Origin of the sequence: Massilimicrobiota sp. SW1139 (assembly GCF_012027715.1) — a bacterium.
Lineage (GTDB): Bacteria > Bacillota_I > Bacilli_A > Erysipelotrichales > Coprobacillaceae > Allocoprobacillus > Allocoprobacillus merdigallinarum.
In genome coordinates this window covers 18,911-45,858 of sequence record NZ_SJOR01000006.1, presented here as the reverse complement: position 1 = coordinate 45,858, position 26,948 = coordinate 18,911, and the positions used below count along the sequence as shown (strand labels likewise).

Sequence of the window (26,948 nt, the reverse complement as noted above, 5' to 3'; positions counted from 1 at the left end):
AAATCATTTTTATATGTATTAACCTGTACGGCAAAGCTCAACATTTAAAAGAACTGTCCTAAAATGCCTAACAGCTCTTTTATTCCATAAGAATAGAAAAACAATCCTATTGGTTTACAAAGAATATTAATTATCATAAATTTTTTTGTTGACATACTGGTAAGACCAGCAATCATACATAATATATCATCTGGAAAACCGGGCAGCAAAATTGCTAAAGAAAAAAAGATTTCAAATTTTTGACCTTTATCAAGCCATCCAATATATTTATCATATGTTTTTTGATCAGTGACTTTCAATATAAAATTTTGGCCATATTTTTTCACTAATTGAAAAACAATATAAGAACCAATAAGCAATCCTACATAATTATATAGAAAGCCTTCAACAGCTCCAAATACAATAACACCTATCCCACTACTGACACCACCAGGGATAATTGGAATAATGACCTGTACAATTTGAATAAGTATGAATATAACAGGTGCGATAACCCCTGTTCTTTTTAAATATAACTGTAGACTTTCTGGATGAGACAAATAATGGGATTGTCCCAAATAAACAAGAAATAGACATAAGGCAACAGTTCCTGCTACTGTTAACCATTTCGTTGATTTTAAAGTCATACTTTCCACCTCAATAAAAGCATAACCCCAAAAAAAGAATAAAATAATGTACAAATTCTTAATATTTTCTAACTATTTTGTATTTTGACTTATTTTTCTAATTAAAACAAATCAAAGTCGATCATGATTTAGACACACCCTTTATTTTTCATGAATCTTCTTACCTGAAATATGTTCAATTTCAATAGCAACCAGTTGAACACGATCAATACTCTTTTTAATGACATATTCCACTTCTTCTACTGTTGGGAAATATTTTAAAGCTAATATTCTCGCTTTATCTTCTGTGACTTGACGATCTTCAATCAATTTAGCACGCCCAAAGACCACACAAGAGGATACATAAAAAGCCCAATCTCCCTCTACCAGATAACCATCATCCCATGTTGTCAAACAGATTTTATCATTGTTTTTTATTGCATCAATCTTATGTCCAGCTTTTGCACTATGAAAATAAATTTTATTTTCATCTTCATCATAATAAAAATTAATAGGAATTGTATATGGATAACCATCATCTCCATGAACTGATAATGCTGCTCTTCTATTCTTTTTTAATAACTCTTTAGCTTTTTCTACAGAAATCTCATTTTTCACTCTTCTCATGTTTCTAAACATAACAAAATCCTTCCTCTTTCATTATTCCTTTACTCAATTATAAAACAATTCTCTATCAATAGTAAAATGTTAAAAATATTAACAAAAAAATCAGACCTGTTAAATAAGTCTGATTCTTAATGATCTTCACTTTGACAAAGTCATCTCATCACCAAAAGAAATTCCCATCAATTTAGCATTTTTGACAGTATCACCTTGTACATCAACATATTTTAATTTCCCAGCAGTTTCTTCTAATGGAATAGCATCAAGACGATGATTGACAAAAACAACCAGTTTTCCAAAATCCTTATTCATAATCAGTTTAGCACCTTCAATACCAAATAATGTTGATATTTCTCGATCATATGCACAAGGCTGTCCACCGCGTTGAGCATGTCCGGCACAAGATACACGTATCTCTTTATCAATATAATGTGATAACTTATTGGCGATTTCATAAACAACAGAATGTCCTTCTCGCGTTGCGACTTTCAATTTATATTGTTTCTTTGAAAGCAGTGATTCTTCTTTAGAAATAGCCCCTTCTGCACAGGCAATCACAATATGTTTTTTTCCTGCTTTCACTTTCTTTTCAATCTCTCCCGCAACAACTTCGATATCATAAGGAATTTCAGGTAATAGGATAATATCAGCACCAGCGGCAATCCCAGCTGATAAGCAGATATGTCCAACTTTATGTCCCATGATTTCTACAACAAACACACGGCTATGGCTGGCAGCAGTTGTTTGAATTTCATCTAAATATCTTGTTGCGATATCAATAGCTGACTGAAAGCCAAATGTATAATCTGTTCCCCATGTATCATTATCAATGGTTTTAGGCAACCCAATAACATTCAACCCTTCCTGTGATAACAGATTGGCAGTTTTTAATGATCCATTACCACCAAGAATGGCTAAACAGTCTAATTTTAATTTTTGATATGTTTTTTTCATAGCAGCCACTTTATCAAAACCATTTTCAATCACACGCATTTTTTTAAATGGACATCTTGAAGTCCCTAAAATGGTACCACCAAGATTCAATATATCTTCAAAATCTTCAGGTTTCATAATACGATAGTTTTCATACATAAGACCTTTATACCCATCTAAAAAACCAATAATTTCAATATCTTTTTTCTGTTGATAAAGTGTTTTAGCCAGTCCTCTCATTGTCGCATTTAAAGCCTGACAATCACCACCACTTGTTAAAATACCCACTCTCACAATATCATGACTCCTTTACATCAATTCCTTTTTTAAAAAAGTATTCCTGACTATTCATTGCAGTCTGTTTATTTTTAATACGTTTATAACTTCCATCTCCCAATAATTCACAAGCTTTCACATTATCATTCAACATAGTATTGAACATTGAACAAATGATATTTTGAATCTTTTTATCAAAAATAGGTGTCGCAACTTCAACACGTCTTTCTAGATTTCTTGTCATTAAATCAGCTGAAGAAATATAAACTTTTTTGTCTTCACCAGTTCCAAAAATATAAATACGTGAATGTTCCAGATAACGCCCTACAATAGAAATCACACGGATATTATCAGTATAACCTTCTACATGAGGAATAATACAACAAATTCCTCTGACAATCATATCAATCTTAACACCTGCCTGACTGGCTTCAATTAACTTATTAATCATTGTTTTTGATGTCACAGAATTACATTTAAATCCAACATAAGCTTCTTTACCTTCTTTAGCTAATGCGATTTGTTCATCAATATATTCACAGATTTTTGACAACATACAGTGTGGTGCCACCATCAAATGCTCTGTATGCGACATAGTTTCCCCTAAACTTAAATGATTAAAGACATCATTAATTTCTTCACCTAATTCATGATGATGTGTCATTAAAGATAAATCTGTATAAAGTTTAGCGGTATTTTCATTATAGTTTCCTGTTCCAATCTGTGAAACATATTGAACACCTTGACTATTTTTATAAGTAATTAAACAAAGTTTAGAATGAACTTTATAACCATCCAATCCATAGATCACACGACATCCAGCCGCTTCTAGACGTTTTGACCAGTCAATATTATTTTCTTCATCAAAACGTGCTCTTAATTCTACCAAAACAACGACTTCTTTTCCATTATCAGCTGCTCTAATTAAAGATTTAACAATCTTAGAATTTTTAGCGACACGATACAATGTCATCTTGATACTTGCAACATGTGGATCACGGCTAGCTTCATCTAATAGTCTTAAAAATGGTGACATAGATTCAAAAGGATATGCCAGTAAAATATCTTTTTTACTAATCTGTTTAATCATAGGCACAGCATTTTCAACCATTGGACTATTTCTTGGCTCTAATTTCTTATAAAATAACTGTGGATGTAACATACGTAAATGATCTCTTAATGTACCAATAAAACCTAAATCTAAAGGAGCCTGTGATAAAAAGACCTGATTTTTCTTTAAATTCAAGAAGTTCATCAACATCATAATCTCCAAATCTTCCAATCCTTCTGAAATTTCCAAACGAATTGGACATAATTTACGACGTTGTTTAATCAAAGTTTCCATCATTTCACGATAATCATCATGTCCTTCCAAAGAATGATCATCTTCATCAATATCAGCACTTCTTGTGACACGAATAAAACCTTTATTTTTAATAGTATATTTACTAAAGACTTTAGATACAAAATGTAAAATAATATCTTCTACTAAAATAAACTGACCTTGCATACTTGGGACTGCCAACATTCTTTCATCAATAGCGTTACCACAAGAGACAATCCCCATTTTACGTTTTCCTTTTTTAGATTCTAACTGAACAATAATATATAACTCTTTATTATTTAAAAAAGGAAATGGCTGTCTTTTAGATACAACCTGTGGTGAAATCAAAGGTAAGATTTCTGAATCAAAATATTTTTCAAAATATTTACGATCTTCTTTATTCTTTAATTGATGATATTTGACAATACCCCAACCATATTCTTTTAAATCATCCATCATACGTGCATAGATACGATCTTTTTTACGATTTAAAAAACCAACCCTTGTTAAACAGGCTTTTAATTGTTCTTCTCCTGTCATTTGTGTTTTATTATCTTTAGAAGATGGGTAAAATAACATTTGATCATATAGTGTTCCAATGCGCACCATAAAAAATTCATCCATATTGGATTGAAAGATAGATACAAAGTTTAACTGTTCCCCTAAAGGTACTTTTTTATCCTTTGCCTGCATTAAAACACGGTCGTTGAATTTTAACCATGATAATTCTCTATTTTCTCTACAACCTCTCATAATTTCCTCCTTATATATGTCAATAAAAAAATAATATGTCTTATTCATATAATCAAGCTTATTTATCTTATTTACAAAAACTTTAGGTTTTCTTTACATTGATTTTATATTTTTATTTTACACTTTTTTATCATGAAAATAAACATTTTTTGTTTTGCACATCGACATTGATTTTTCACTAGGATATGACTATAATGAATAGAGATATTGAAAGGAGCACAAAGTATGGAAATAACAAAAGATATCAGATATGTAGGTGTTAATGACCATCATATTGATTTATTTGAAGGACAATACGTTGTCCCAAATGGTATGGCTTATAATTCTTATGTAATTTTAGATGAAAAGATTGCAATAATGGATACTGTAGATATTCATTTTACACATGAATGGCTAGATAATATTGATGAAGTTTTACAAGGGCGTCAGCCTGATTATTTAATTATTCAACATATGGAACCTGACCATTCTGCTAATATCTTAAACTTTATGAAAGTTTACCCTAACACAACATTAGTGGGGAATGCTAAAACATTTATGATGATAGAACAGTTCTTCGCTTTAGATGAAAACTATCAAAGATTAGTTGTGAAAAATGGTGAAGAATTATGTTTAGGTCAACATACATTATCATTTGTATTTGCGCCAATGGTACATTGGCCTGAAGTAATGATGACCTATGATCAAAAGGATAAGATTTTATTTTCAGCAGATGGATTTGGAAAATTTGGAGCTAACGATGTTAAAGAAGACTGGGATGATGAAGCACGTCGTTACTACATTGGTATTGTTGGAAAATATGGTGCACAAGTCCAGGCAGTGCTTAAAAAAGCTGCAACTTTAGATATTCAAATGATCTGTCCATTACATGGACCTGTTTTAAAAGACAATCTATCACATTATTTGAATCTTTATCAGACTTGGTCATCTTATAGTGTCGAAACAGATGGTGTTATGATTGCTTATAATTCTATTTATGGACATACTCAAAAAGCAGTTGATTTATTGGCATCAAAATTAACAGAAAAAGGATGTCCAAAGGTTGTTATGCATGATTTAGCACGTGATGATATGGCTTTATGTGTAAGCGATGCTTTTCGATATGGTAAGCTTGTTTTAGCTTCAGTGACTTATAATGCAGATGTTTTCCCATTCATGAAAGAATTCATTCATCATTTAACGGAAAGAAATTTCCAAAATCGTACAATCGCATTAATAGAAAATGGATCATGGGCTCCGATGGCTTGTAAAGTCATGAAAGGCATGTTAGAAAACTGTAAAAACATAACTTGGGCTGAAAATCATGTCACTGTTAAATCAGCATTAAATAGTGCAAGTCAAGAAGCCATTGACCAATTAGCGGATGAATTATGTCGTGACTATATTGCCAAATCTAATGATAAAGCAAATAAACATGATATGAGTGCTTTATTTAAAATTGGTTATGGACTTTATGTTGTGACAAGTCATGATGGTAAACAAGATAACGGATTAATTGTTAATACTGTCACACAAGTCAGTGATAATCCAAATCGTGTTGCGGTGAATATTAATAAACAAAATTATTCACATCATGTCATTAAACAGACTGGAAAAATGAATGTCAACTGTTTATCTGTTGATGCTCCATTTAGTATTTTTGAAAGATTTGGTTTCCAAAGTGGTCGTACAGTTAATAAATTCGATGGTTTTGAACCATTATATGCTGATAACGGTTTAGCTTTCTTACCTCGTTATATTAATGCTTTTATGTCACTTGAAGTTGAAGAATATGTAGACTTACAGACACATGGTATGTTTATATGTAAAGTAACAGAAGCGCGTGTCATTTCTGATTTAGATACAATGACTTATACATATTATCAAAATCATGTCAAACCAAAACCTCAAACAGAAGGCAAAAAAGGATTTGTATGTAAAATCTGTGGTTACATTTATGAAGGAGATGTTCTTCCAGAAGACTACATCTGTCCATTATGTAAACATGGTGCTATTGATTTTGAACCAATTCAATAAAAATGCAAAACGAATGATTTATACAATCATTCGTTTTTTTGTGCCGTATCCTGTATGATTTGTCCATCTTCAATACGTAAAATACGATCAGCTACATTAGCAATCATTTCATCATGTGTCACCATAATCACAGTTTCATGATATTTTCTTTGTGCTATTTTTAATAATTGAATCACTTCCTGTGAACTCTTCGCATCTAAATTTCCAGTTGGCTCATCGGCAAAGATAATTGCTGGTTTAGAGGCCAGTGCTCTAGCAATTGCAACACGTTGCTGTTGTCCACCTGAAAGTTCATGAATAAAGGCATATTTCTTTTCCTTAAGTTTCAATAAATCAATAATCTCATCCACATATTCTTCATCCACCTGTCTATTATCTAAATGAATTGGTAAAACAATATTTTCAATCACATTATGAGTTGTAATCAGATTAAAGAATTGAAACACAAATCCCATTTTTCTCCTTCTTAAACGCGTTAAACGATCATCATTCATATCATAGAGTGATTCTCCTTGTAAATAAACTTTTCCAGCATTTGGCTTTACCAAACCAGCCAATACATGCAATAAAGTACTCTTCCCACTACCACTGGTTCCAACAACAGCCACAAAAGAACCTTCTTCAATTTCTATTGAAATATTCTTAATCGCATCTACCTTGTTTTCAGCATATCCATAAGTTTTTCTTAAATTCTTCCCATCTAAAATGATCATGATAATCCACCTCCATTATCAATATTCATTAAATCATTCCATAAAACATATAATGGCATCATATAAATAACCACACATATACCTAAACATATAAAACTCATCACAAGAAATTCCACTATAGGAATATAGACAATCTGAAGATAAGATTCTACCAATAAAATCAAAGTTATATTCATAATATTAATAATGACAAAAGAATAAAAACCTTTTTCTACTTCTTTGATTAACATTTCTCTTTTTGTCATTCCCACAATTCTCATCATCATATAATCTCTTTGATGATTGATGAGATAATTTTTATTCAAGTAATAACATAGAATAAAAAACATAGTGAGTCCAACAATCATCATTTCATTATCTACAAGAAGTGGTATTTCTTCAATTGACCCATTATATCGTGTAAATTCTTTCAATCCCATATCATAGATAGATATTCCTCCAATATCATTATCTTCAATCATTTGTAAATATTGATCACGCTCTTCAAAATCGTCATACCAGATACATAATACAGGATAAGATGATGAAAACATTTTATCGAAAGCTTCTTTTGTCATAAAAATCTCACCATTGATGAGCTGATAATCAAAACTATTATAATCATTAGACCTATCGCCTTCGATAGTATATGATTGTACAATTCCTGTAACATAAAAATTGTGATTTTCTATTTTTACAGTATCTCCTATCGCTATATTTGCATATTCGTTCACTAGAACTTCATTTTCTTTTTGTGGATATGTCCCTTCTATTTGTGCTTTTTTCATCAATTCATCATTAAGTTTTGTCATTTGTGATGATGATGAACTACTAGAAGGTGATTCATAAGCCTCATTTTGATAAGAATACTTATCTATTTCAGGAAAATCAAGCTGTTCAATTTGCTTTAACTGATTGATATCCCCTTCTACTTCAAAATAATAAGTGTTTTTACAATCATAGATATAACTCTCTGGTTGTATCATTTCCTCTTTATATCCCCTGATTATTTGGTTAATCAGTAATGGTACACTGCATAAACAAATCAAAACAATAAATAAAACATTCATTTTTTTATGAGTTTTCCATTCTCTCCAGGCTATACGCCATTTATAAAGATATTTTAATTGGTTGATTCTCACATCAAAATATTTAAACTGTGCATGATCAAAGGTTCCATTTAATGCCTGAGATGAAGATTTTCTAGCAGGATAGATAAAGAAACAGAGAACACTTAAAAATAAAATGAAAGTATAAAAGAGATAAGTAGCTAATGAAAATACATAAATAAAACATTCCTGTGATACGGATATATAATAAATAATTAAATAGGAAAGTAGTGGTGCAAGAAGAGTTGCTGATAATATGGAAAGAACACTGCATAAGGCAATTTCATACATTTCCATAAGAAAAAGTTGTTTGGTTGTCATTCCAATTCCTCTTAGTAATGCAAATTCTTTGACACGTCTTTTTAAAAGTGTTGTCGTCAAAGCAATTAATGATACTGCGATTAAAAAACCCGCCTGTAAAAAGACACCAAGATTTGCAGAAATCGTATAAAAATCGTTCCACGCTTCATTATGATTGTATCCATAAACATTAGCATTTTCTTCTATATAATAAGAATCATGAAATGGTACTAAATTTTGTGGTGAGTCATATAATGAATCACAATACATAATCACTTCCTCATAATTATCCTGTGGTAAAGTGTAAATATCACAGAACAGATTTTGAGAATTATGGACAATTCCGACAACTTTCATTTTCTTTGTTCCTAAAAGATCCACTTCTACAAGATCATTGATTTTATAGGATAAATCATCACTGACAACAATTTCATTGTCTTGTAAAGGAAAATGTCCTTCTTTTAATGTGATTGCACAAAAATCATAAAAACCTTCATCACCAAAACCAATATCGAAACCATCATCTGTTTGTCCTAACATATACATAAAATGATATTCTATGTCCTGATTATCAGCAATTTCTTCTTTTAATAAGTCAAATTCTACTTTTTGGACATTATACTTTATATACCATGAACCATAATACTTTTCATTATAAACTTTATGCATCTGATGATAAGATTGAGTGCCAATGATATAAGTATGAAAAGCTAATGTCATCACAAAGATAAATATGCACATAAAAAGATATTGACTTTTATGAATTTTAACTTGGCGATATGCCAATTGAAATATTGTCTTATTCATATCCTTTCCCTCCTTGTCAATATCTTATCATTCGTAACTTAAATGCCAGTGACTTTTATAATTTTTTCTTTGCGAAAATTTTAGGGAGATAAATTTCAAAAACAGCACCATTTTGATTATAAATATGAATACTGCCATGATGAGCTTCTACAATTTCTTTCACCATTGCCATACCAATACCAATCCCATTTTTTTGTTTATTTTGACCACGATAAAAACGTTCAAAGATATGTTTTAAATCTTCTTTTGAAAATCCCTGTCCGTAATCTCTTATCACAATACGAATAAGTGTTTCAGTTTCATCAATATGGATATCCACAGTCTGATGTTGACTATATTCTATACAATTCTTCAAAATGTTAATCAAAGCTTCTTTAAACCATTTATAATCACACATGATATTGGGTATAGTCGTCTGTAAATGAATATGAACATCATGTTGTGTCATCAGATAATCCAAATCATTTTCAATATCTTCAATCATCATAGTGATATCTTCTAACTGAAACTGAAATTGGATGCTGTGAGAATCCAATAAAGCTAATGTCAATAAATCATTAACCAATGTTTCAATTTTTAATGTCTGTTGATAAATGTGCTGAACTTTGGATAACTCTTGACCCTGCAGACATTCCATCAGCATTTCTTCATTTAAACGCATTGATGTCATAGGTGTTTTGAGCTGATGCGAAATGTTTTCAATATAATCCTTTAATTTAATTTGTTCCTGTGACATGGTTTGTAATAAAGCATGATATCGTTTTTGGAGTGTCGATAACTGAAACGACAATATACTGATGGTTCCTTCACCATCCATGGGTAACATTGACTGATCTTCAATAATGCTTTCACATTGTTGAATAAGATATGTCATCTGTTTTTGATAATGCTGGCATATGATATAAAAAAGAAGACCTAAACTTCCAAACAAAATCATAAAACAGAGCCAAATGATTTGAAAATCATAAATCAAAAAGAAACCTAATAAACAAAAAATAATGATATAAAGAAGTATCATTATTTTTAAAACATAAGCATTTATTTTTGAATCCATCGATATCCCACCCCTCTGATTGTTTCAATATAAGAACCATGATAGGTTCCTATTTTTTCCCTTAATCTTTTCATATGAACTGATAGAGTATTATCTTCTAAATCATGTCCCGTTAAATGTTCAATCATCATCAAAAGTTGTTGACGTGTCACAACAATCCCCTGATGTTGAACAAGATGAACAAGAATATAATAAGGAATTAAACCTAAATCTATAAGTTGTCCCTGTTTATATACCTGATAAGATTTAGTATCTATTTTCAAATCTACAGTATAAATAATATCTTCATCAACAGGAATTCTTCTTAGCAATGCTTCAATTCTTGCTAAAAGTTCCTTAATACCAAAAGGTTTACAGACATAATCATCACCACCAGCATTAAGTCCCTCTACAATGGTATCCTCATCATTTCGACATGTTAAATAGAGGATGGGCATATGATACTTTTTACGAATCTGTCGGCATAAAGCTATGCCATTACCACCAGGTAACTGTATATCTAAAATGATCAAATGAATATCATCACAGACATGATCCATAGCTTCGTGATAATGATAGGCCTGAATCACATGATATCCTTTTGTTTCTAAAACTTCTTTTAATGATATTTGTATATGTTCATCATCTTCAACAATCAATATATTTTTCATTTATTATCACCCATTTTATTGTAACATAGAAAAGTGAAATAAAAGTGAAAAAAGATAGGATTTCTCTTATCTCATAGCATGGACTTAAAAATAATTTTGTTTTTAAGTTTGTGCCTTTTTATTATTATGCTTCAATCAAAAACATACACGAAAAAAGGGCTAAAAACCCAGCGTGCTAAAATTTTTCTTTTAATCTTACTATTATATTTTATCAATCATTTTATTTGTCGACTGTCTTTTAAAGTTTACTATTTCCACTTTCTATCTTTCAAATCATGTCCCATTTGATTTTTATCAAAATTAAAGAGAGATTTTATTTGTAAATCTCTCTTCTATGTCCAATATTAATAACAAGAATGATGAGTTTATCATCTTCTATGTCACATAGAATACGATAATGCCCCACTCTATATCTCCATTGGTTTTTTAGATTCCCTTTTAACCCTTTTCCATGTGCTCGTGGATCAGTACAACCAACAAGATTTTTTGTTATCCACCTCATAATCATAACTTGCGTATATCGATCCATTTTCTTAATTTGCTTCTGAGCGGCTTTTGAATATTCAACTTTGTAGTTCATAAGCCAAGTTCCTTCATAAAATTTTCATGTGATATTGTTTCAGGGTCTTTCAAATATTCTTCATGTGCTTGTTGGGCAATCGCTATATCGTATTCTTCCTCAATTTTTTCCAACAATGCAGTTTTCATTGCTTCACTTAAAGAAATCCCATGAAAATTAGCATAGCTCTTGAACAGTTTCTCTTCCTCTGCATTCAGTCTGATTGAAAAGCTCATAAGAATCACCTCTTTCTGTAATACATTGTACTACACAAATACTATGCTGTCAATTTTATTATATACATTTTTTGGAACTTCATTACATATCTTGCATAATAAAAGTTACAATTTCACAAAAATATTCAATCATTTGGACGACCACTATTATTTTTATAACCTTCATAAATATAACATCATCATCCTATACCACAATTCAAATATGAAATCCTATTAAAAAGGCATAAACCTAAGAGTATATCTTAAGTTCATGCCAATGGATGAGAAATACTCATCTTAATCTACCATGACTACAGCACCTTTATATTCATCTTCTACAAATTGTTTCATTTCATCAGATTTTAAAACTTCAATCAATGCTTTAATCTTTTCATCATTTTCATGACCTTCTTGTACTGCAACAATATTCACATATGGATTATCAGCATCTACTGTTTCAATAATTAACGCATCTTCTGTTGGATTTAATCCTGCCTGTAAAGCATAATTTCCATTAATCGCAACTAAATCTCCTTGATTATTCTGGTAAGCAGTCGCAAGTAATTCTGGTTTAATTTCTTCAAATGATAAATTCTTTGGATTAGATACAATATCCTCTGTTGTTGCTTCAAGACGTTCGACATCATCACTTAATTTAATCACTCCAGCATCTTCTAGAATTCCAAGAATTCTTCCATGGTCAGCTACAGAATTAGAAATAATCACTTCCCCATTTTCAGGAATATCTTTAATATCTTTTATTGTCTGAGAATAAAATCCAAATGGCTCTAAATGAATACCAGCTTCCTCTACAATTTTATATCCATGTTCACTAAGTTCACCTTCAAAGAATGGACGATGTTGGAAATAGTTAGCATCTACTTCTCCTGCATCTAAAGCTTTGTTGAAAATATAGTAATCATCCAACACTTTAATTTCTAAATCAATGTCATATTTTTCTTTCAATATAGGTTTAGCTTCCTCTAAGATTTTAGAATGTGGATCTAATGTTGCAGAAACAGTTAATGTTTTTTCATCACTCGCTGTGTCTCCACCTCCACAACCTGTTAATCCAATAGCTAAAAATAATGCACAAATTCCAATAAATAATTTTTTCATATGTTTTCCTCCCTATCTCTTATCAATTCTTTTCACAATCAAATCACCAATAATCTGTATAATAAAGACAATCACTAAAACAAAGAATGTTGCTGTATACATAACTGGCATATTTTGTCTAGCATATCCATACATATATGCTAAGTTTCCAAGTCCTCCAGATCCAATACATCCTGCCATAGCTGTATAACCTACCAAAGAAATAGCCATAACAGTCATACTTGAAATTAATGCTGGTTTAGCTTCAGGTATAAGAACCTTTGTAATAATCTGCCAGGAACTTGCCCCCATAGCCTTGCTGGCTTCAATTGTTCCTTTATCAATCTCACTTAAAGCTATCATACACATTCTCGCATAGAAGGGTGCACTTGATAGAATCAGTGCTGGTAAAGCCCCTTTGACTCCTAACATTGTTCCCATAATTTTAATTGTAAACTGTAGAAGCAGGAATATTAAAATAATAAATGGGATAGCTCTAAAAAGATTAATAATAAAATCTAAAATACGATGAATAACTTTATGAGGATAAAGTCCGTCTTCTTTTGTGATATAAAGGATGATTCCTAAAACAAACCCTAATATAACAGCAATCACTAAAGAAATCACCGTCATCAATAATGTTTCCTGGATGGCAACATACATAGCATCCCAGTCAATTTGACTTAAAAATTCACTCATCTTAAATCACCTCCACAATAACCTGATAGTCTTTAAATTTTTGAATGACATCTTCATAATCCTGTTGTGTTCCACCTATGACATTGACAATCAATACTCCAAAAGAACTATCAATTGTATTTGTGAGATTTCCTGAAACAATACTTAAATCTAATTTTGTTTCTTTAATGACACGAGAAACAATAGGTTGTCTGGAAATATCTTCATCAAATGTTAATCTTAATAAAATACCATCTGGATAAATCTGTTTAAGATTTTCATTTTGCTTATCATCATCAATCTTACTTGATATATCTCTGACAAAACGTTTGGTAATGTGATGATGCGGATGTTCAAAGATATCTTTGACACGACCTGTTTCTACAACTTTTCCTTCACTCATAACAGCGATGCGATGACAGATTTTTTGTACGACTTCCATCTGATGTGTAATCATGACAATCGTAATCCCGAGTTTTTGATTGATATCTTTTAATAAATCTAAAATCTGTTCCGTTGTATCAGGGTCCAATGCACTGGTTGCTTCATCACATAACAGAATACTTGGATCATTGGCCAATGCTCTTGCGATACCTACACGTTGTTTCTGTCCACCAGATAATTCACTTGGATAAGCATTTTCACGTCCCTGCAATCCAACCAGTTCAATTAATTCTTTTGCTTTTTGAACACGTTTGCTTTTTTCAACACCAGCAATCTCTAATGGCAATTCAATATTTTTTTGTACTGTTCTTGACCACAATAAATTAAAATGTTGAAAAATCATTCCCATCTCTGTTCTTTTCTTTCTTAAATCTTTGGCATTGTATAACGAAATATCTTCACCATCAATAAAGACTTCTCCACTTGTCTGTTTTTCAAGCTGATTAATAATACGAACAAGTGTTGACTTCCCAGCACCACTATATCCAATAACCCCAAAGATTTCACCATTCTGGATTGTTAAATTAACATCCTGACAGGCATGAATATCTCCTTTAGGTGTATGGAAAACTTTTTGAATATGTTTTAATTCAATCATGAAATCCCTCCTATAAATAAAAAAACTCGTCCCGCTAAGGACGAGTATATAACCCGTGTTACCACCTTAATTCATCGTTACATCACTATAACAATCTCTTCGAGTACCAACATACTCTAGTACGATAACGGGTACACCCGCCATTAGCTAAATCATTCACTAATGAAACTCCAAGACCATCTTCATTTATGCCTCATTATTCTTTTCCACCAACCAAGAACTCTCTATCAAATCATCATAAACTACTCTTCTCTTCACTGTTGTTAATAATATATTATCTTGTCTATAAACATTTGTCAAATACTTTTTATAAAAATGCATGATCTATCTGTATCACACAAAAATAGTGTGAATTGATTTGTTGAATCGCTTCTGTGATTTTTTGCTTCAACTCCTGATGTGAAATTTCATCATCAGCAGGCAATAAAACATCAAAAATCAGATTAACATGTGTTGGTCCTTTGACCAGTCGAAAATCATGAATGCTATAGTTTGGATTCAATGCCTGAACGATATTTTGAACTTCCTGTTTTAACTGATTTGTAAGTTCATCCATTGTATCAATAGGATCCATATGGATTGTTGTTAAAATATTAAACTTTTCTAATAAATCTCTTTCAATAACATCAATCTGATCATGAACAGTCATGATATCTTCATGACAATCCACTTCAGCATGAAAAGTCATATATTGACGTCCAGGTCCATAATCATGCAACATAAAATCATGAATACCTAAAACCTGATCAAATGATAGAACATACTCATAGATGTCATTAACCAGTTCTTTATCAGGTGCTTTTCCTAATAATGGATCAACAGTATCCTTAAAAATATCAATTCCTGACTTAAACACAACAATAGAAACAATAACCCCAATTATTCCATCCACAGGAAATGAGGTTACTAAACTTAAACATAAAGAAACCAAGGTTGCAAGAGTTGCACAGACATCATTTAAACTATCTTGTGAAGCTGCTTTTAAAGATGTGGAATCAATGATTTTTCCAGCTTTTCTATTAAAAGAAGCCATCCATAATTTGATAAAGATAGATACAACCAAAACAATGACTGCACCCCATGTAAAAAGAAGGGATTCAGGTTTGATAATTTTCATCACTGATTCTTTAAAAGAGGAAAACGCTACTAATAAAATTAAAAAAGAAATGATTAATCCTGCAATATATTCATAACGACCATGTCCATAAGGATGGTCACTATCAGGATGTTTTCCTGCTAATTTAAAACCAAAAAGTGTTGCTAAATTGCTCCCCATATCTGATAGATTGTTAAATCCATCAGCCTGAATAGCTACTGAATGTGTCATAAATCCAAATAATAATTTAAAGATCACCATGACACAGTTACATATAATAGAAAGAACACTACATAGTGTTCCATACTTTTCTCTTATTTCAGGTGCTTGTGTATCTTGATAATTTGGAATTGTTTTTTTAACAATCAAATCAAACATAATAACCTCCTAAAAGATATTAGAAATTTTTTTCAAATAAATATTTCTACCTTTTCTTTGAGCAAGTCCACAATCTTCTAATTCTTGAATATAACCATCAATTTTTTGCTGATCAACATTTTTATGAGCTAAGTCTTTTAAAACTTCAATCATTTGAGGATGATCATCTTTAATATAAGCAAATCCATCATAATCATATAATGGTGTTTTCAACATAACATTCAAACATGCAACATAAGCCCATTTGACTTCCAAACGGACAAGTTTGTATTGCATTGTATCAAACAATGCATTTGGCATATAATATTTATCTTCATGATTTTTTAAATCCTTTATATCATTTTTATCATAACAGATCATTTTTATTCCTCCCTCTATGTTTTTTCATTATAACATAGAATATGACGATTTGGTAAATAATATTATGATTTTCTTATTAATGACACACAAAAGATTTATCATATTCTTTGCTTTTTTAGCCTATACTTTCTATAATGAGGACAATAAAAAGGAGGTTTTCAGATATGAAAATTTATCACAGTATTCAAGAGATGGTAGGACAAACACCTATTCTACAATTACATCATATAGAAAAGCAGGAACAAACTCAGGCCCATTTATTCGCCAAGCTGGAATATTATAATCCTGCTGGCAGTGTCAAAGATCGTGTTGCAAGAGGTATGTTATTAGATGCTTTAGAATCGGGAAAACTACAACCTGGTGCAACAATTATAGAACCAACAAGCGGTAATACAGGTATTGGATTATGTGCCATTGGCGTGGCTTTAGGCTTTGAAGTCATTATCGTAATGCCTGATACAATGAGTGAAGAAAGAAGAAAACTCATGAAAGCATTCGGTGCCCAGCTTGTTTTAACACCAGGTCAAGAAGGAATGACTGGAGCCATTAATAAAGCCAAAGCTTTAGCAAAAGATATTCCTCAAAGCTTCATTCCTAGTCAGTTTACCAATCCAAGTAATCCAAAAGCCCATTATCTATCAACTGGTCCAGAAATTAATGAACAGATGGATGGAAAGGTAGATATCTTTGTTGCTGGTGTTGGAACTGGTGGGACAATCAGTGGAGTTGGACAATATTTAAAAGAAAAGAATCCACAGGTACAAATCATTGCGGTAGAACCAAAAGATTCTCCACTCCTTTCAAATGGACAAACGGGCCCTCATCAGCTTCAGGGTATTGGTGCAAACTTTGTTCCTGAAACTTTAGATACACATATTTATAATCAGATAATAACTGTTTCTACTGATGAAGCTTTTGAAGCAGCTAGACAGCTTGCTCAAAAAGAAGGAATTCTCACTGGTATTTCTTCAGGTGCTGCTTTATATGCTGCTAAAACTTTAGCTAAACAGCCTGAAAACAAAGATAAGAATATTGTTGTTTTATTACCTGATGGTGGCGATCGTTATTTATCAACAGCATTATATGAATAAAAAAGGAAGTTATTTCAAAACTATGAAATAACTTTTTCTTTTCAATCAAAAAGCGAGTCATTCAACTCGCTTATCTTGATTTTTCTTCAATTTGTTTTAAGACCATATCTACAAATTCATCTAATGATACAGTGATTTGTTTTTGTTCACCATATTGACGATAAGTCACAGTTCTTTCATCTCTTTCTTTATCACCTAAGACTAGCTGATATGGAATCTTCTTCATCTGTGCTTCACGAATACGATAACCTAATTTTTCTTCACGATCATCTAATTCCACACGAATTCCTTTGTCTTCTAGAAGTTTATAGACTTCTTTTGAATATTCTAAATGATATTCATTTTTAACTGGAATCACTTTGACTTGTGTTGGTGCTAACCATAATGGGAATGCCCCTGCAAAGTGTTCAATCAAAATACCAATAAATCTTTCAATAGAACCAAAGATCACACGATGTAACATAACTGGTCTCACTTTTTCACCATTATGATCCACATATGTTAAATCAAATCTTTCTGGTAAGTTCATATCTAATTGGATTGTTCCACATTGCCAAACTCTTCCTAAAGAATCTCTGACATGGAAGTCAAGTTTTGGACCATAGAAAGCTCCATCTCCAGGATTGACTTTAAAGTCTTTTCCAGCTGCTTGACATGCTGCTGCTAAGGCTGCTTCACTCTTTTCCCAGATTTCTAAATCTCCAATATATTTTTCTTCTGGACGAGTTGATAATTCAATATCATATGGTAAGCCTAAATTAGAATAAACACGGTCAATAAATGAAATCAAACGTACAACTTCACTTTCAATCTGATCAGGTGTCATAAAGATATGTGCATCGTCCTGTGTAAAAGTACGTACTCTAAATAAACCATTTAAAGCACCACTGGCTTCATGTCTATGCACTTGTCCAAGTTCTCCCATACGAAGTGGTAAATCTTTATAAGAATGTAAACCATTTTTATAAACAAGCATACTTCCTGGACAGTTCATTGGTTTAATCGCAAATTCACGCTCATCAACTTCACTTGTATACATATTTTCTTTATAGTTATCCCAATGTCCTGAAGTTTCCCATAACTCTCTTGACATCATGATTGGTGTTTTAATGAACTGATATCCTTCTTTGGCATGTTCTTCATACCAGTATTGTTCTAATGTATTTCTTAATAACATCCCATGTGGTAAGAAAAATGGCATACCTGGTGCATATTCACTCATCATAAATAAATCAAGTTCTCTTCCTAATTTTTTATGGTCTCTTTTTTTAGCTTCTTCTAAAAAGTCTAAATGTTCCTGTAACTCTTCAGCTGTTGGGAAACAAACACCATAAATTCTTTGTAGAACTTTATTGTTTTTATCACCTTTCCAGTAAGCTCCAGAATGTTTTAATAATTTAAAATTCTTACATAATTTGACAGTTTCTACATGTGGCCCTCTACATAAATCAACGAAGTCTCCTTGACGATAACATGTAATATGTCCATCTTCTAAACCTTGAATTAAATCTAACTTATAAGGATCATCTTTAAACATTTCTAAAGCTTCTTCCTTAGAAATTTCTTCTCTGATAATTCTTTTTCCATCTTTACAGATTTTCTTCATTTCTTTTTCAATTTTAGGTAAATCATCATCAGTAATCACCTGGTCACCTAAATCAATATCATAGTAGAATCCTTCACTCACAACTGGTCCAACCCAGAATTTAGCTTGAGGATATAAATGCTTAACTGCCTGTGCCATCACATGTGCACATGAATGATTTAAAGTATTTAAAGCTTCTTCATTAATAAAATCTCTCATTATTTCTTTCCTCCTATCCAAAATCTTAAAATATCATCATATTGATTTTCAAAAACACCACCACATTTTTCAATGGTCTTTCTTGAAGCCACATTATCTTGATGACAAGTGATTAATACGGGTTCAATTTCCCATTGTTGACAAAATTGAAGTGCCTGTTTCAACATATCTGTAGCATATCCCTGCCTACGATAATCAGGATGAATGGAATAGCCAATATGTCCACCATGTTTGAATAAAGCCTCATTTAAGCAATGACGGATATGAATACAACCAATCACTTGATTATTGACAACATATAAAAACTCTGTCCCTGGAACAAAACCATCTTCTAATTCAATGCCTAAATGATTCTTCTTTTCCCTTGAAATCCATTCCTGATAACTTGAACAGCTTTCAAAAGAACCTGCACCATTGACACCAAAAGGATTATGATTATCTTTCATAGCTTGAATCAATGCTTTCATTGATTCTTCATGATGATAATCAGGAAATTCTAAATGTCCTTTTTCCATATCTGACCCCCTTAATAAAAAAGAGATTTCATCCAAAGGACGAAATCTCGTGGTACCACCTTTATTCATTATCTATCAGATAACCTCAAAACTTTAACGCAGTTCTACGACAATCTCTTTCGAGTGTAGCCTATTAGGGAGTATTTCTATAAGCTATCAAAGATTTTCACCAACCATCTTTTCTCTAAACAATCACTTATAAAAACATATCCTAAATCATTGCTTGTAAAGTTATTTTACATCATTATTCTCATTTGTCAAGATATCTGTATCTTTTGTTTTTTTCATTTCATAATATTCAATAATTTCTGCAAATCCATAGATGATTAATGAAAGTAAAAAGGAGATAAAACAAGACCACAACATCATCAGCATCGATTCTACTCCCATTAGCTCACCAGTATTTAAATAAGATGTATTCATCGCTATTGTATATCCTTGTTGTAAGATACTCCCAACTAAGAAAATATAAGCACATACTTTTAAAATTTTAGATACTTTATAAGTCACGTTTTGTACCCCCCCCCTGTCATTTTTTGAGTTTATAAAATATCCTTATTTTCATATAATTTCACTATATAGCTACAGCCATAAATCAATAATGACACAATGAATGCAAAGACGATATCTTTTGAAAAACTGAATAAATTTTCAATTGACAATATATATTGTAATCGAAAAATGAGTGATTTCATTGTATAGAAAATCATAAATAAATAGGAACAAATCTTCAGTTTATCTCCTGCTTGATGAAACATATTTCAGCATACCTTTCTCTTTATTTCTTTTCTATATTTAAAATATCATATTTTTGTGTATAAAATATGAAAAAATCTCTAAAATGTAAATTTTACATAAAAAAGCATCACTTTGAAAGTGATACTTTTCTCATGAATAGAAATTGATTGAAAATTTATTTAACAGTGATTAATTGTAAGTAGCTTGTTGTTCCACGAACACCAGGAGTTCCTCCAGTAACAAGGATTGTTTCCCCAGCATTAACACCGTTTTCTTTTGCAATAACTTCAGCTAAGTTTAATAAACCTTCTGTTGTATCCATGTGTTTACATGTTACAGATTTAACACCCCAGTTAATTGCTAATTTCTTAGTTGTTTTTTCATATGGAGTTGCCGCAATGATTGGACATTCTGGTCTATATCTAGACATTTTCTTTGCTGTAAATCCAGATTCTGTAAATGCAACGATGGCAGCAACATTGAATTTTGTTGCAATTTCAGCTACTGACATACAGATAGCTTCAGAAGGATCATCAGATGCAGTTCTGACAGCTTTTCTATGTAATGAAGCATAATCTAATGTAGATTCTGTTTTAATTGCAATTTTGTTCATAACCATAACAGCTTCTTCTGGATATTTACCTTGTGCAGATTCACCAGATAACATAATAGCATCAGTACCATCATAAATAGCGTTTGCAACGTCGCTGACTTCAGCACGAGTTGGTCTTGGATTTTCTTGCATAGATTCAAGCATTTGTGTTGCAGTAATAACAACTTTACCAGCTGCTTTACATTTTCTGATTAATTCTTTTTGAATTAAAGGTACATCTTCAGCAGGAACTTCAACACCTAAATCCCCACGTGCAACCATGATACCATCAGCAACTTTAATGATATCATCCATTTTTTCAACACCTTCGCTATTTTCAATTTTAGCGATGATTTGAATATCAGGTTTTCCATTTTCAACTAATACTTTTTTAACATCTAAAACGTCTTGAGGACGACGTACAAATGATGCAGCGATGTAATCTACATCTTGTTGACATCCAAATTCTAAGTCAGCTCTATCTTTTTCAGAAATGAAATCAAATCCAAGTTCGATACCAGGAACATTGATTCCACGTTTATTTTTGACTTTACCATCATTTGCACAAACACAAACGATATCAGTTCCTTCAACATGGTCAACTAATAATTCAACTTGCCCATCGTTCACTAAGATAAATCCACCAGGTTTAACATCTTTGTATAAATCTTTATAAGTGATTGTGAAACGATCTGCAGTCCCTACGATATCTTCCACACAGATTGTAGATACTTGTCCTTTTTTAAATTCAGTAAATCCACCTTCAAAATCACCAGTTCTAATTTCAGGTCCTTTTGTATCTAATAAAATAGCACAGTTTGTCCCAAGTTCAGCATTGACATCACGCATTGTTTGCATTTTTTTACCATGTTCTTCATAATCACCATGAGAGAAGTTACAACGCATAACATTCATACCAGCTAAAACTAATTTTTTTAACATTTTTGGATCTTCAGATGCAGGTCCAATTGTACAAATAATCTTTGTTTTCTTCATCTTATCTTTCATTCTCAATTAATCTCCTATAGCTTAGTTTATATTTAACGAAGTTTTAATACATCTTCGTAAATACCTTGATTGACTTTACGTTTATGTCCTAAGACTTCTTGAATTGGTAGTCCAACAATTTCACCTTTAACATCACTGATGCAAAGACCACCTTTACCTTCTTCTAATAATTCAACAGCTTTGATTCCCATACGAGTAGCTAAAACACGATCTCTAGCAGATGGACGTCCACCTCTTTGCATATGTCCTAAAACATTGGCACGTGTTTCAAAACCAGTTGCTTCTTCAACACGTTTTGCAAGTTCATGAACATCTGTAATATGTTCAGTAATAACAACCAAAGCATGTTTTTTATCAGAAGCTTTTGAACGTTTTAAAGTTTCAATAATTTCTTCTTCATCAAAACCACTTTCGCTTGTCACAATCATTTCTGCTCCACAGGCAAGTCCTGCATGAACAGCTAAGTCACCACATCTTCTTCCCATAACTTCAAGAATTGTACATCTTTGATGTGAGCTTGATGTATCTCTTAATTTATCTAAAGCATCTACAATTGTATTTAAAGCTGTATCAAATCCAATTGTAAAATCAGTATCAGGAATATCATTATCTATTGTTCCAGGAATACCAATACAGTTGATTCCCATTTCTGTTAATTTTAAAGCTCCATTATAGCTTCCATCTCCCCCAATAACAACCAAAGCTTCCATTCCAACTTTTTTCATTTGTTCAATGGCTTCTTCTCTGACTTTAGGGTCTTTAAATTCAGGAAAACGTGCAGATTTTAAGAATGTTCCCCCAATGTTAATAATATTACGTGTACTATGGCTATCGAATTCAATAAATTCACCATCATGAAGTCCTTTATATCCTAATCGCACCCCATAAATTTTAATTCCCTTGTTTAAACAAGTTCTTGTTACAGCACGGATAGCTGCGTTCATTCCTGGCGCATCTCCACCAGAAGTTAATACTCCAATGCATTTCACCATAACTACTCTCCTCTCGCTTTTTTCGTTATTATTTTATCATAAAATGACGTTGTATTCTATACTTTCGAGTACATTCTATATCGTCATTTTGGTTCAGTCAAGCATTATTTCAATGCTTAACGCTTTCAATTTTGAAATAATTGTATTTGCACGAATTTCATCACCTTTTTTTAAAGTATAGACTTTTTTTAATTCATTATAACCATACATACTTGTAAAAAAAGTAGGTAAATGATTCAATAAACGATAAGATAAAATGGTTAATAGAATTTCATCACGTGACCACGCTGTGATATTTTCTTCACCTAATTCATCCAACAGTAAATAATCAACCTTCAACAACTTATCCATAGCGTATTCATTATCACCAGAAGAAAAACTCGCTTTGAGATCAATCAGATAAGTTGGAAAATGAATAAATCCAATCTGTTTATCTTTCTTAGCTAAACTATTCATCAAACCAGCCAACAATGTTGTCTTTCCACTTCCCATTGGACCATGTAAGAAAAGTCCTTGTGAAGTGGGTGTCTGTGAATACTTAAGAATATGTCCTAAAGCATTTTGATGATTAGCTGAAAGTTTCGCCGCATTTTCAACAATCTTGAGTGAAGACAAATCTGTCAGCATTAAATCTTCACTAACATTACTCATCACAAAGTGATCGAGAAGTTTTCTCTTCTTTTCAATTTCTTTACCAAAAGGACAGCTTTGCAGTTCTAAAACAATTTCACCATCATAATATTTTAATATTTTTTGCATACCAATGGTATCTTTAGGACACTGATTTAAAGATTGACATGACTGACAAACATGAAAATCATCATTATAATCTAAAAATTCTACCCAGTAATCATCCATAACAGATGGATCTAAATGATTCTGTTTTAAAAAAGCTTGAATATTCTGTTCCTTTAATAATGCATACTGGCTTTCTTTTTTTAACTTTTCAATATCATCTTTGACGATCATATCAGATATTTTGATCATAATTGTCCCTCCTTCAATTGATTAAGTAAGTCCATCAGCTCTTGTGATGACACTTGACTTTGTGATGAAGATGATGAAACCTCTTCTTCTTTGGATTGTTCTGGTGTGGATTGATTCATCAATTCACGATAGGCATCCATAGCCGTCTGAATATTCTTACGGGCCCATGAAGCACCAATCGCTTCACAATAACGTTTTGACAAACGATTATTATTCTTACCTAAGACATATTCAATCAAAACATTCACCACAGCAGGTTTTAAACCTAATTGAACCATTAACGTTTCCACAATCATTAAATCATGATAGACAGGTTCTTTGCCTCCCTGTTTATCTTTTAAAAGATCATAGGGTGTTAAGGAATCTAAATATTTCATATGTAAAACAAGTGGTGATGAAGTCTGATCTGATGTTTGAAACTGGATAGGCTGCTTATGATAAACTTCCTGTAACTGAGATGTTTGAGATACATCAAAATATTTTTGAATTGCCTGTTTCATACGACTGCGATTGATTCCCTGTGATTCCATAGCATCTTTCATAATGCCTGCCAATGTTAAAGCATCAACATGATAAACATAAGCCAGTTCTGTCGCATAATTCAAATCATCCTGACTCAGTAAAGAACGATTCACCTGATAATCCGCTAAACTCTGATACAATAAATCATAATCATAATCTATTTTGACATCCTGTGTTGTTTGATGGATCAAATCTTCATTGTATTTTAAAAGACGTGTTTTTTGGGGAGAATGCTGGATAGTAAAAACATCTTGAAATCTTGCTGTAATATCTTCATAACCATCTAGATTTTCTAAAGAAATCTTAAAATATTGCACTGTTTTTTGAAAATCATCTTCAGATAAAGATAACTGTAATAATGAAGATAAAATCTGATTTTTAAAGAATGCTTTTAAAGATAAAGGGGCATAAAGACGATAAATATACTGGGTTATATCATTTTCATGTTTGACATAAGTTTTCACCAATCCTATTGCTTCTAAACTACGTAAAGCTTTTTCCATATCCATAACACTCATAGACATATAAGATGTTAAACGTGAAAGTGGACAAGGTGCAATAAAACGGCGCATTCGTTTTCCTTCCATGACAAGCATCATATACAAATGCGTTGCCTCCATGCCAATCAAAGGCTGATACAGAGAATATAATGTATCTATTTGTACGTCATCAAGCGGATAACGCATTTCTACACGATATAAATCAGTCACATACAGTTTCATCTTTTAAATCCTTTAATACCCTTTCTATATTTTGATATAACTCTTCAAAACCATAACGATTATCAATGATATAATCTCCCATGTCTTTTTTTCTTTCAATAGATATTTGTTGACTCATTAAATGTTGAGCCTGTGTTTCATCAATATGATTGCGTGCCATCAGACGTTTCATTTGAGTCATTTCATCAACATAAACAACAATGACACTATCACACATTTCATCCATATGCGTTTCATATAATAATGGTACATCTAAAAAGATCAGCGGTTCTTGAGAAGTCTCAATTCCCTCCTGTAATGTTGTTTTCACATAAGGGTGAATAATACTTTCTAATAAAGCTTTCTTTTTGGCATCATGAAAAACAATCTGTCCCAGCTTTTGGCGACTGATATTTCCATTTTCATCTAAACAGTCAAAGTGAGCAATGATCTGATGATAACATCCACTGTTCTTTTCTAAAGCCTGATGTGAAATCTCATCAGCATCCAAAACACAATAACCATGTGTTCTTAAATATTGTGTCACACTGCTTTTTCCCACTGCAATTGACCCCGTAATTCCAATGACTCGACTCATTTTTCACACCCCTTAATAACGTTTCTTTTGACATTGTGGACAAAAATAAGTGCCACGCTGATGAACCATGACTTTTTTAATATCATGATGACAGACTGGACAAACCTTTTGTCCATGAACTTTAAGCTGAACCTGAAACAGACCATGTATCCCATTAGCATCAAAGGAATGAATCGTTGTGCCACCCTGTTCAATGGCACTTTGTAATACCATAATCGCAACCTTTCTTAATTCATCCACTCTTTTTCGAGATAAACGAGAAGCTTTGGTACGTGGATCAATATGCATATAAAAACATATCTCATTGGCATAAATATTTCCTATCCCGCACATAAGACTTTGATCAAGCAAGGCTGTTTTAATAGGCAAAGAACAATGATGCAAACGTTCATATAAAGCCTCTGTTGTGATTTCAAAAGGTTCTGGACCTAATTTCTTTAAAGGCAACTGTTCACGATAATCATCCAGACTCACCAGTTCCATACGTCCAAATTTTCTTGTATCTATATATCTTAAATCCTGATGCCTATCCATATGAAAAACAACATGTGTATGTTTATTGACAGGCTCATCACTTTCAACAATATGGAATTTTCCTTCCATACGCAAATGAGAAACAAATGCATGATTTTGACATTTAAAAATCAGATATTTTCCAACACGATCAATATCACAAAAGATTTCATGTTGAAGACTTTCGACAAATAATTGTGTATCTCCCTGAATGATACGATCATAATAAACATCAATGCCTAAAATAGGGCGTTCTAAAATAAAATTCTTTAAAGTACGCCTGACGGTTTCTACTTCTGGTAATTCTGGCATATAATC

The 26,948-nt window shown here is 31.9% G+C and carries 26 protein-coding genes and 1 other annotated feature; of the genes, 2 read left to right on the top strand and 24 right to left on the bottom strand.

Going from position 1 to position 26,948, the window contains the following annotated elements; translation table 11 throughout:
* Positions 1-44 precede the first annotated feature (44 nt).
* From E0K96_RS05070 to ppk1, 4 genes are all read right to left on the bottom strand, one after another.
* Positions 45-626, bottom strand: coding sequence for a TVP38/TMEM64 family protein (locus E0K96_RS05070; protein ID WP_168081658.1), 582 nt, complete (start codon positions 624-626; stop codon positions 45-47).
* A 141-nt stretch (positions 627-767) separates the two neighbouring features.
* Positions 768-1,244, bottom strand: a complete 477-nt coding sequence (locus E0K96_RS05065; RefSeq protein ID WP_168081656.1) for a pyridoxamine 5'-phosphate oxidase family protein — start codon at positions 1,242-1,244, stop codon at positions 768-770.
* Between the two features lie 126 nt (positions 1,245-1,370).
* On the bottom strand, positions 1,371-2,456 hold the full coding sequence (locus tag E0K96_RS05060; protein ID WP_191341047.1) for a 6-phosphofructokinase: 1,086 nt from the start codon (positions 2,454-2,456) through the stop codon (positions 1,371-1,373).
* A gap of 4 nt (positions 2,457-2,460) precedes the next feature.
* Positions 2,461-4,515, bottom strand: a complete 2,055-nt coding sequence (gene ppk1 / locus E0K96_RS05055; RefSeq protein ID WP_168081654.1) for a polyphosphate kinase 1 — start codon at positions 4,513-4,515, stop codon at positions 2,461-2,463.
* 225 nt (positions 4,516-4,740) lie between these two features.
* Here ppk1 and E0K96_RS05050 point away from each other — a divergent pair, with 225 nt between their 5' ends.
* Positions 4,741-6,531 carry a flavin reductase gene (locus E0K96_RS05050; protein WP_168081652.1) on the top strand — a complete coding sequence of 597 codons (1,791 nt, stop codon included), beginning with the start codon at positions 4,741-4,743 and terminating at the stop codon, positions 6,529-6,531.
* 26 nt (positions 6,532-6,557) lie between these two features.
* On the opposite strand, the gene E0K96_RS05045 is transcribed toward E0K96_RS05050, so the two are convergent.
* The 11 genes from E0K96_RS05045 to E0K96_RS04995 all read right to left on the bottom strand — a co-directional run bounded on the left by E0K96_RS05045 (position 6,558) and on the right by E0K96_RS04995 (position 16,569).
* On the bottom strand, positions 6,558-7,244 hold the full coding sequence (locus E0K96_RS05045) for an ABC transporter ATP-binding protein (RefSeq protein WP_168081650.1): 687 nt from the start codon (positions 7,242-7,244) through the stop codon (positions 6,558-6,560).
* Positions 7,241-9,439 carry an ABC transporter permease gene (locus E0K96_RS05040; RefSeq protein ID WP_168081648.1) on the bottom strand — a complete coding sequence of 733 codons (2,199 nt, stop codon included), beginning with the start codon at positions 9,437-9,439 and terminating at the stop codon, positions 7,241-7,243. Before E0K96_RS05040 ends, E0K96_RS05045 begins: the two co-directional genes overlap by 4 nt.
* 55 nt (positions 9,440-9,494) lie before the next feature.
* A complete protein-coding gene (locus E0K96_RS05035) occupies positions 9,495-10,493 on the bottom strand; it encodes a sensor histidine kinase (protein WP_168081646.1) in 999 nt (332 codons plus the stop codon).
* Positions 10,478-11,143 carry a response regulator transcription factor gene (locus tag E0K96_RS05030; RefSeq protein WP_168081644.1) on the bottom strand — a complete coding sequence of 222 codons (666 nt, stop codon included), beginning with the start codon at positions 11,141-11,143 and terminating at the stop codon, positions 10,478-10,480. The genes E0K96_RS05035 and E0K96_RS05030 overlap by 16 nt, the downstream gene beginning before the upstream one ends.
* A 313-nt stretch (positions 11,144-11,456) precedes the next feature.
* Complete coding sequence (locus tag E0K96_RS05025; protein WP_087243325.1) at positions 11,457-11,723, bottom strand: type II toxin-antitoxin system RelE family toxin; 267 nt, start codon at positions 11,721-11,723, stop codon at positions 11,457-11,459.
* A complete protein-coding gene (relB, locus tag E0K96_RS05020; protein WP_087243326.1) occupies positions 11,720-11,938 on the bottom strand; it encodes a type II toxin-antitoxin system RelB family antitoxin in 219 nt (72 codons plus the stop codon). Before relB ends, E0K96_RS05025 begins: the two co-directional genes overlap by 4 nt.
* Before the next feature lie 276 nt (positions 11,939-12,214).
* Entirely contained in the window at positions 12,215-13,036 is an 822-nt protein-coding gene (locus E0K96_RS05015) for a MetQ/NlpA family ABC transporter substrate-binding protein (protein WP_168081642.1), read from the bottom strand.
* A 12-nt stretch (positions 13,037-13,048) separates the two neighbouring features.
* On the bottom strand, positions 13,049-13,714 hold the full coding sequence (locus tag E0K96_RS05010; protein WP_087243328.1) for a methionine ABC transporter permease: 666 nt from the start codon (positions 13,712-13,714) through the stop codon (positions 13,049-13,051).
* A gap of 1 nt (position 13,715) precedes the next feature.
* Positions 13,716-14,735, bottom strand: coding sequence for a methionine ABC transporter ATP-binding protein (locus E0K96_RS05005; RefSeq protein ID WP_087297994.1), 1,020 nt, complete (start codon positions 14,733-14,735; stop codon positions 13,716-13,718).
* Positions 14,736-14,768: 33 nt separating this feature from the next.
* Positions 14,769-15,002 (bottom strand) — a binding site (T-box leader).
* A 40-nt stretch (positions 15,003-15,042) separates the two neighbouring features.
* Positions 15,043-16,209, bottom strand: a complete 1,167-nt coding sequence (locus E0K96_RS05000) for a cation diffusion facilitator family transporter (RefSeq protein WP_168081640.1) — start codon at positions 16,207-16,209, stop codon at positions 15,043-15,045.
* Between the two features lie 9 nt (positions 16,210-16,218).
* Positions 16,219-16,569, bottom strand: a complete 351-nt coding sequence (locus E0K96_RS04995) for a hypothetical protein (RefSeq protein ID WP_087243331.1) — start codon at positions 16,567-16,569, stop codon at positions 16,219-16,221.
* 164 nt (positions 16,570-16,733) lie between these two features.
* Between E0K96_RS04995 and cysK the strand changes: the two genes are divergently transcribed.
* Positions 16,734-17,660 carry a cysteine synthase A gene (gene cysK, locus E0K96_RS04990; RefSeq protein ID WP_168081638.1) on the top strand — a complete coding sequence of 309 codons (927 nt, stop codon included), beginning with the start codon at positions 16,734-16,736 and terminating at the stop codon, positions 17,658-17,660.
* Positions 17,661-17,730: 70 nt separating this feature from the next.
* On the opposite strand, the gene thrS is transcribed toward cysK, so the two are convergent.
* The 9 genes from thrS to mutM all read right to left on the bottom strand — a co-directional run bounded on the left by thrS (position 17,731) and on the right by mutM (position 26,942).
* Entirely contained in the window at positions 17,731-19,464 is a 1,734-nt protein-coding gene (thrS, locus tag E0K96_RS04985) for a threonine--tRNA ligase (RefSeq protein WP_168081636.1), read from the bottom strand.
* The gene (locus tag E0K96_RS04980; RefSeq protein WP_168081634.1) at positions 19,464-19,979 is read right to left on the bottom strand and encodes a GNAT family N-acetyltransferase; all 516 of its coding nucleotides are present in this window, start codon (positions 19,977-19,979) and stop codon (positions 19,464-19,466) included. The genes thrS and E0K96_RS04980 overlap by 1 nt, the downstream gene beginning before the upstream one ends.
* Positions 19,980-20,210: 231 nt before the next feature.
* Positions 20,211-20,489, bottom strand: a complete 279-nt coding sequence (locus tag E0K96_RS04975; protein WP_087243336.1) for a hypothetical protein — start codon at positions 20,487-20,489, stop codon at positions 20,211-20,213.
* A 403-nt stretch (positions 20,490-20,892) separates the two neighbouring features.
* Positions 20,893-22,317 (bottom strand): pyruvate kinase, encoded by a 1,425-nt coding sequence (gene pyk / locus E0K96_RS04970; protein ID WP_087297967.1) that lies wholly within the window; start codon positions 22,315-22,317, stop codon positions 20,893-20,895.
* A 32-nt stretch (positions 22,318-22,349) separates the two neighbouring features.
* Positions 22,350-23,309, bottom strand: coding sequence for a 6-phosphofructokinase (pfkA, locus tag E0K96_RS04965; protein ID WP_168081632.1), 960 nt, complete (start codon positions 23,307-23,309; stop codon positions 22,350-22,352).
* A gap of 93 nt (positions 23,310-23,402) precedes the next feature.
* Positions 23,403-24,296 carry an ATP-binding protein gene (locus tag E0K96_RS04960; RefSeq protein WP_087297965.1) on the bottom strand — a complete coding sequence of 298 codons (894 nt, stop codon included), beginning with the start codon at positions 24,294-24,296 and terminating at the stop codon, positions 23,403-23,405.
* Positions 24,293-25,540 carry a DnaD domain protein gene (locus tag E0K96_RS04955; protein WP_168081630.1) on the bottom strand — a complete coding sequence of 416 codons (1,248 nt, stop codon included), beginning with the start codon at positions 25,538-25,540 and terminating at the stop codon, positions 24,293-24,295. Before E0K96_RS04955 ends, E0K96_RS04960 begins: the two co-directional genes overlap by 4 nt.
* On the bottom strand, positions 25,521-26,117 hold the full coding sequence (gene coaE, locus E0K96_RS04950) for a dephospho-CoA kinase (protein WP_087297963.1): 597 nt from the start codon (positions 26,115-26,117) through the stop codon (positions 25,521-25,523). The genes E0K96_RS04955 and coaE overlap by 20 nt, the downstream gene beginning before the upstream one ends.
* A gap of 12 nt (positions 26,118-26,129) precedes the next feature.
* Positions 26,130-26,942 carry a DNA-formamidopyrimidine glycosylase gene (gene mutM / locus E0K96_RS04945; RefSeq protein WP_168081628.1) on the bottom strand — a complete coding sequence of 271 codons (813 nt, stop codon included), beginning with the start codon at positions 26,940-26,942 and terminating at the stop codon, positions 26,130-26,132.
* Between the last annotated feature and the right edge of the window lie 6 nt (positions 26,943-26,948).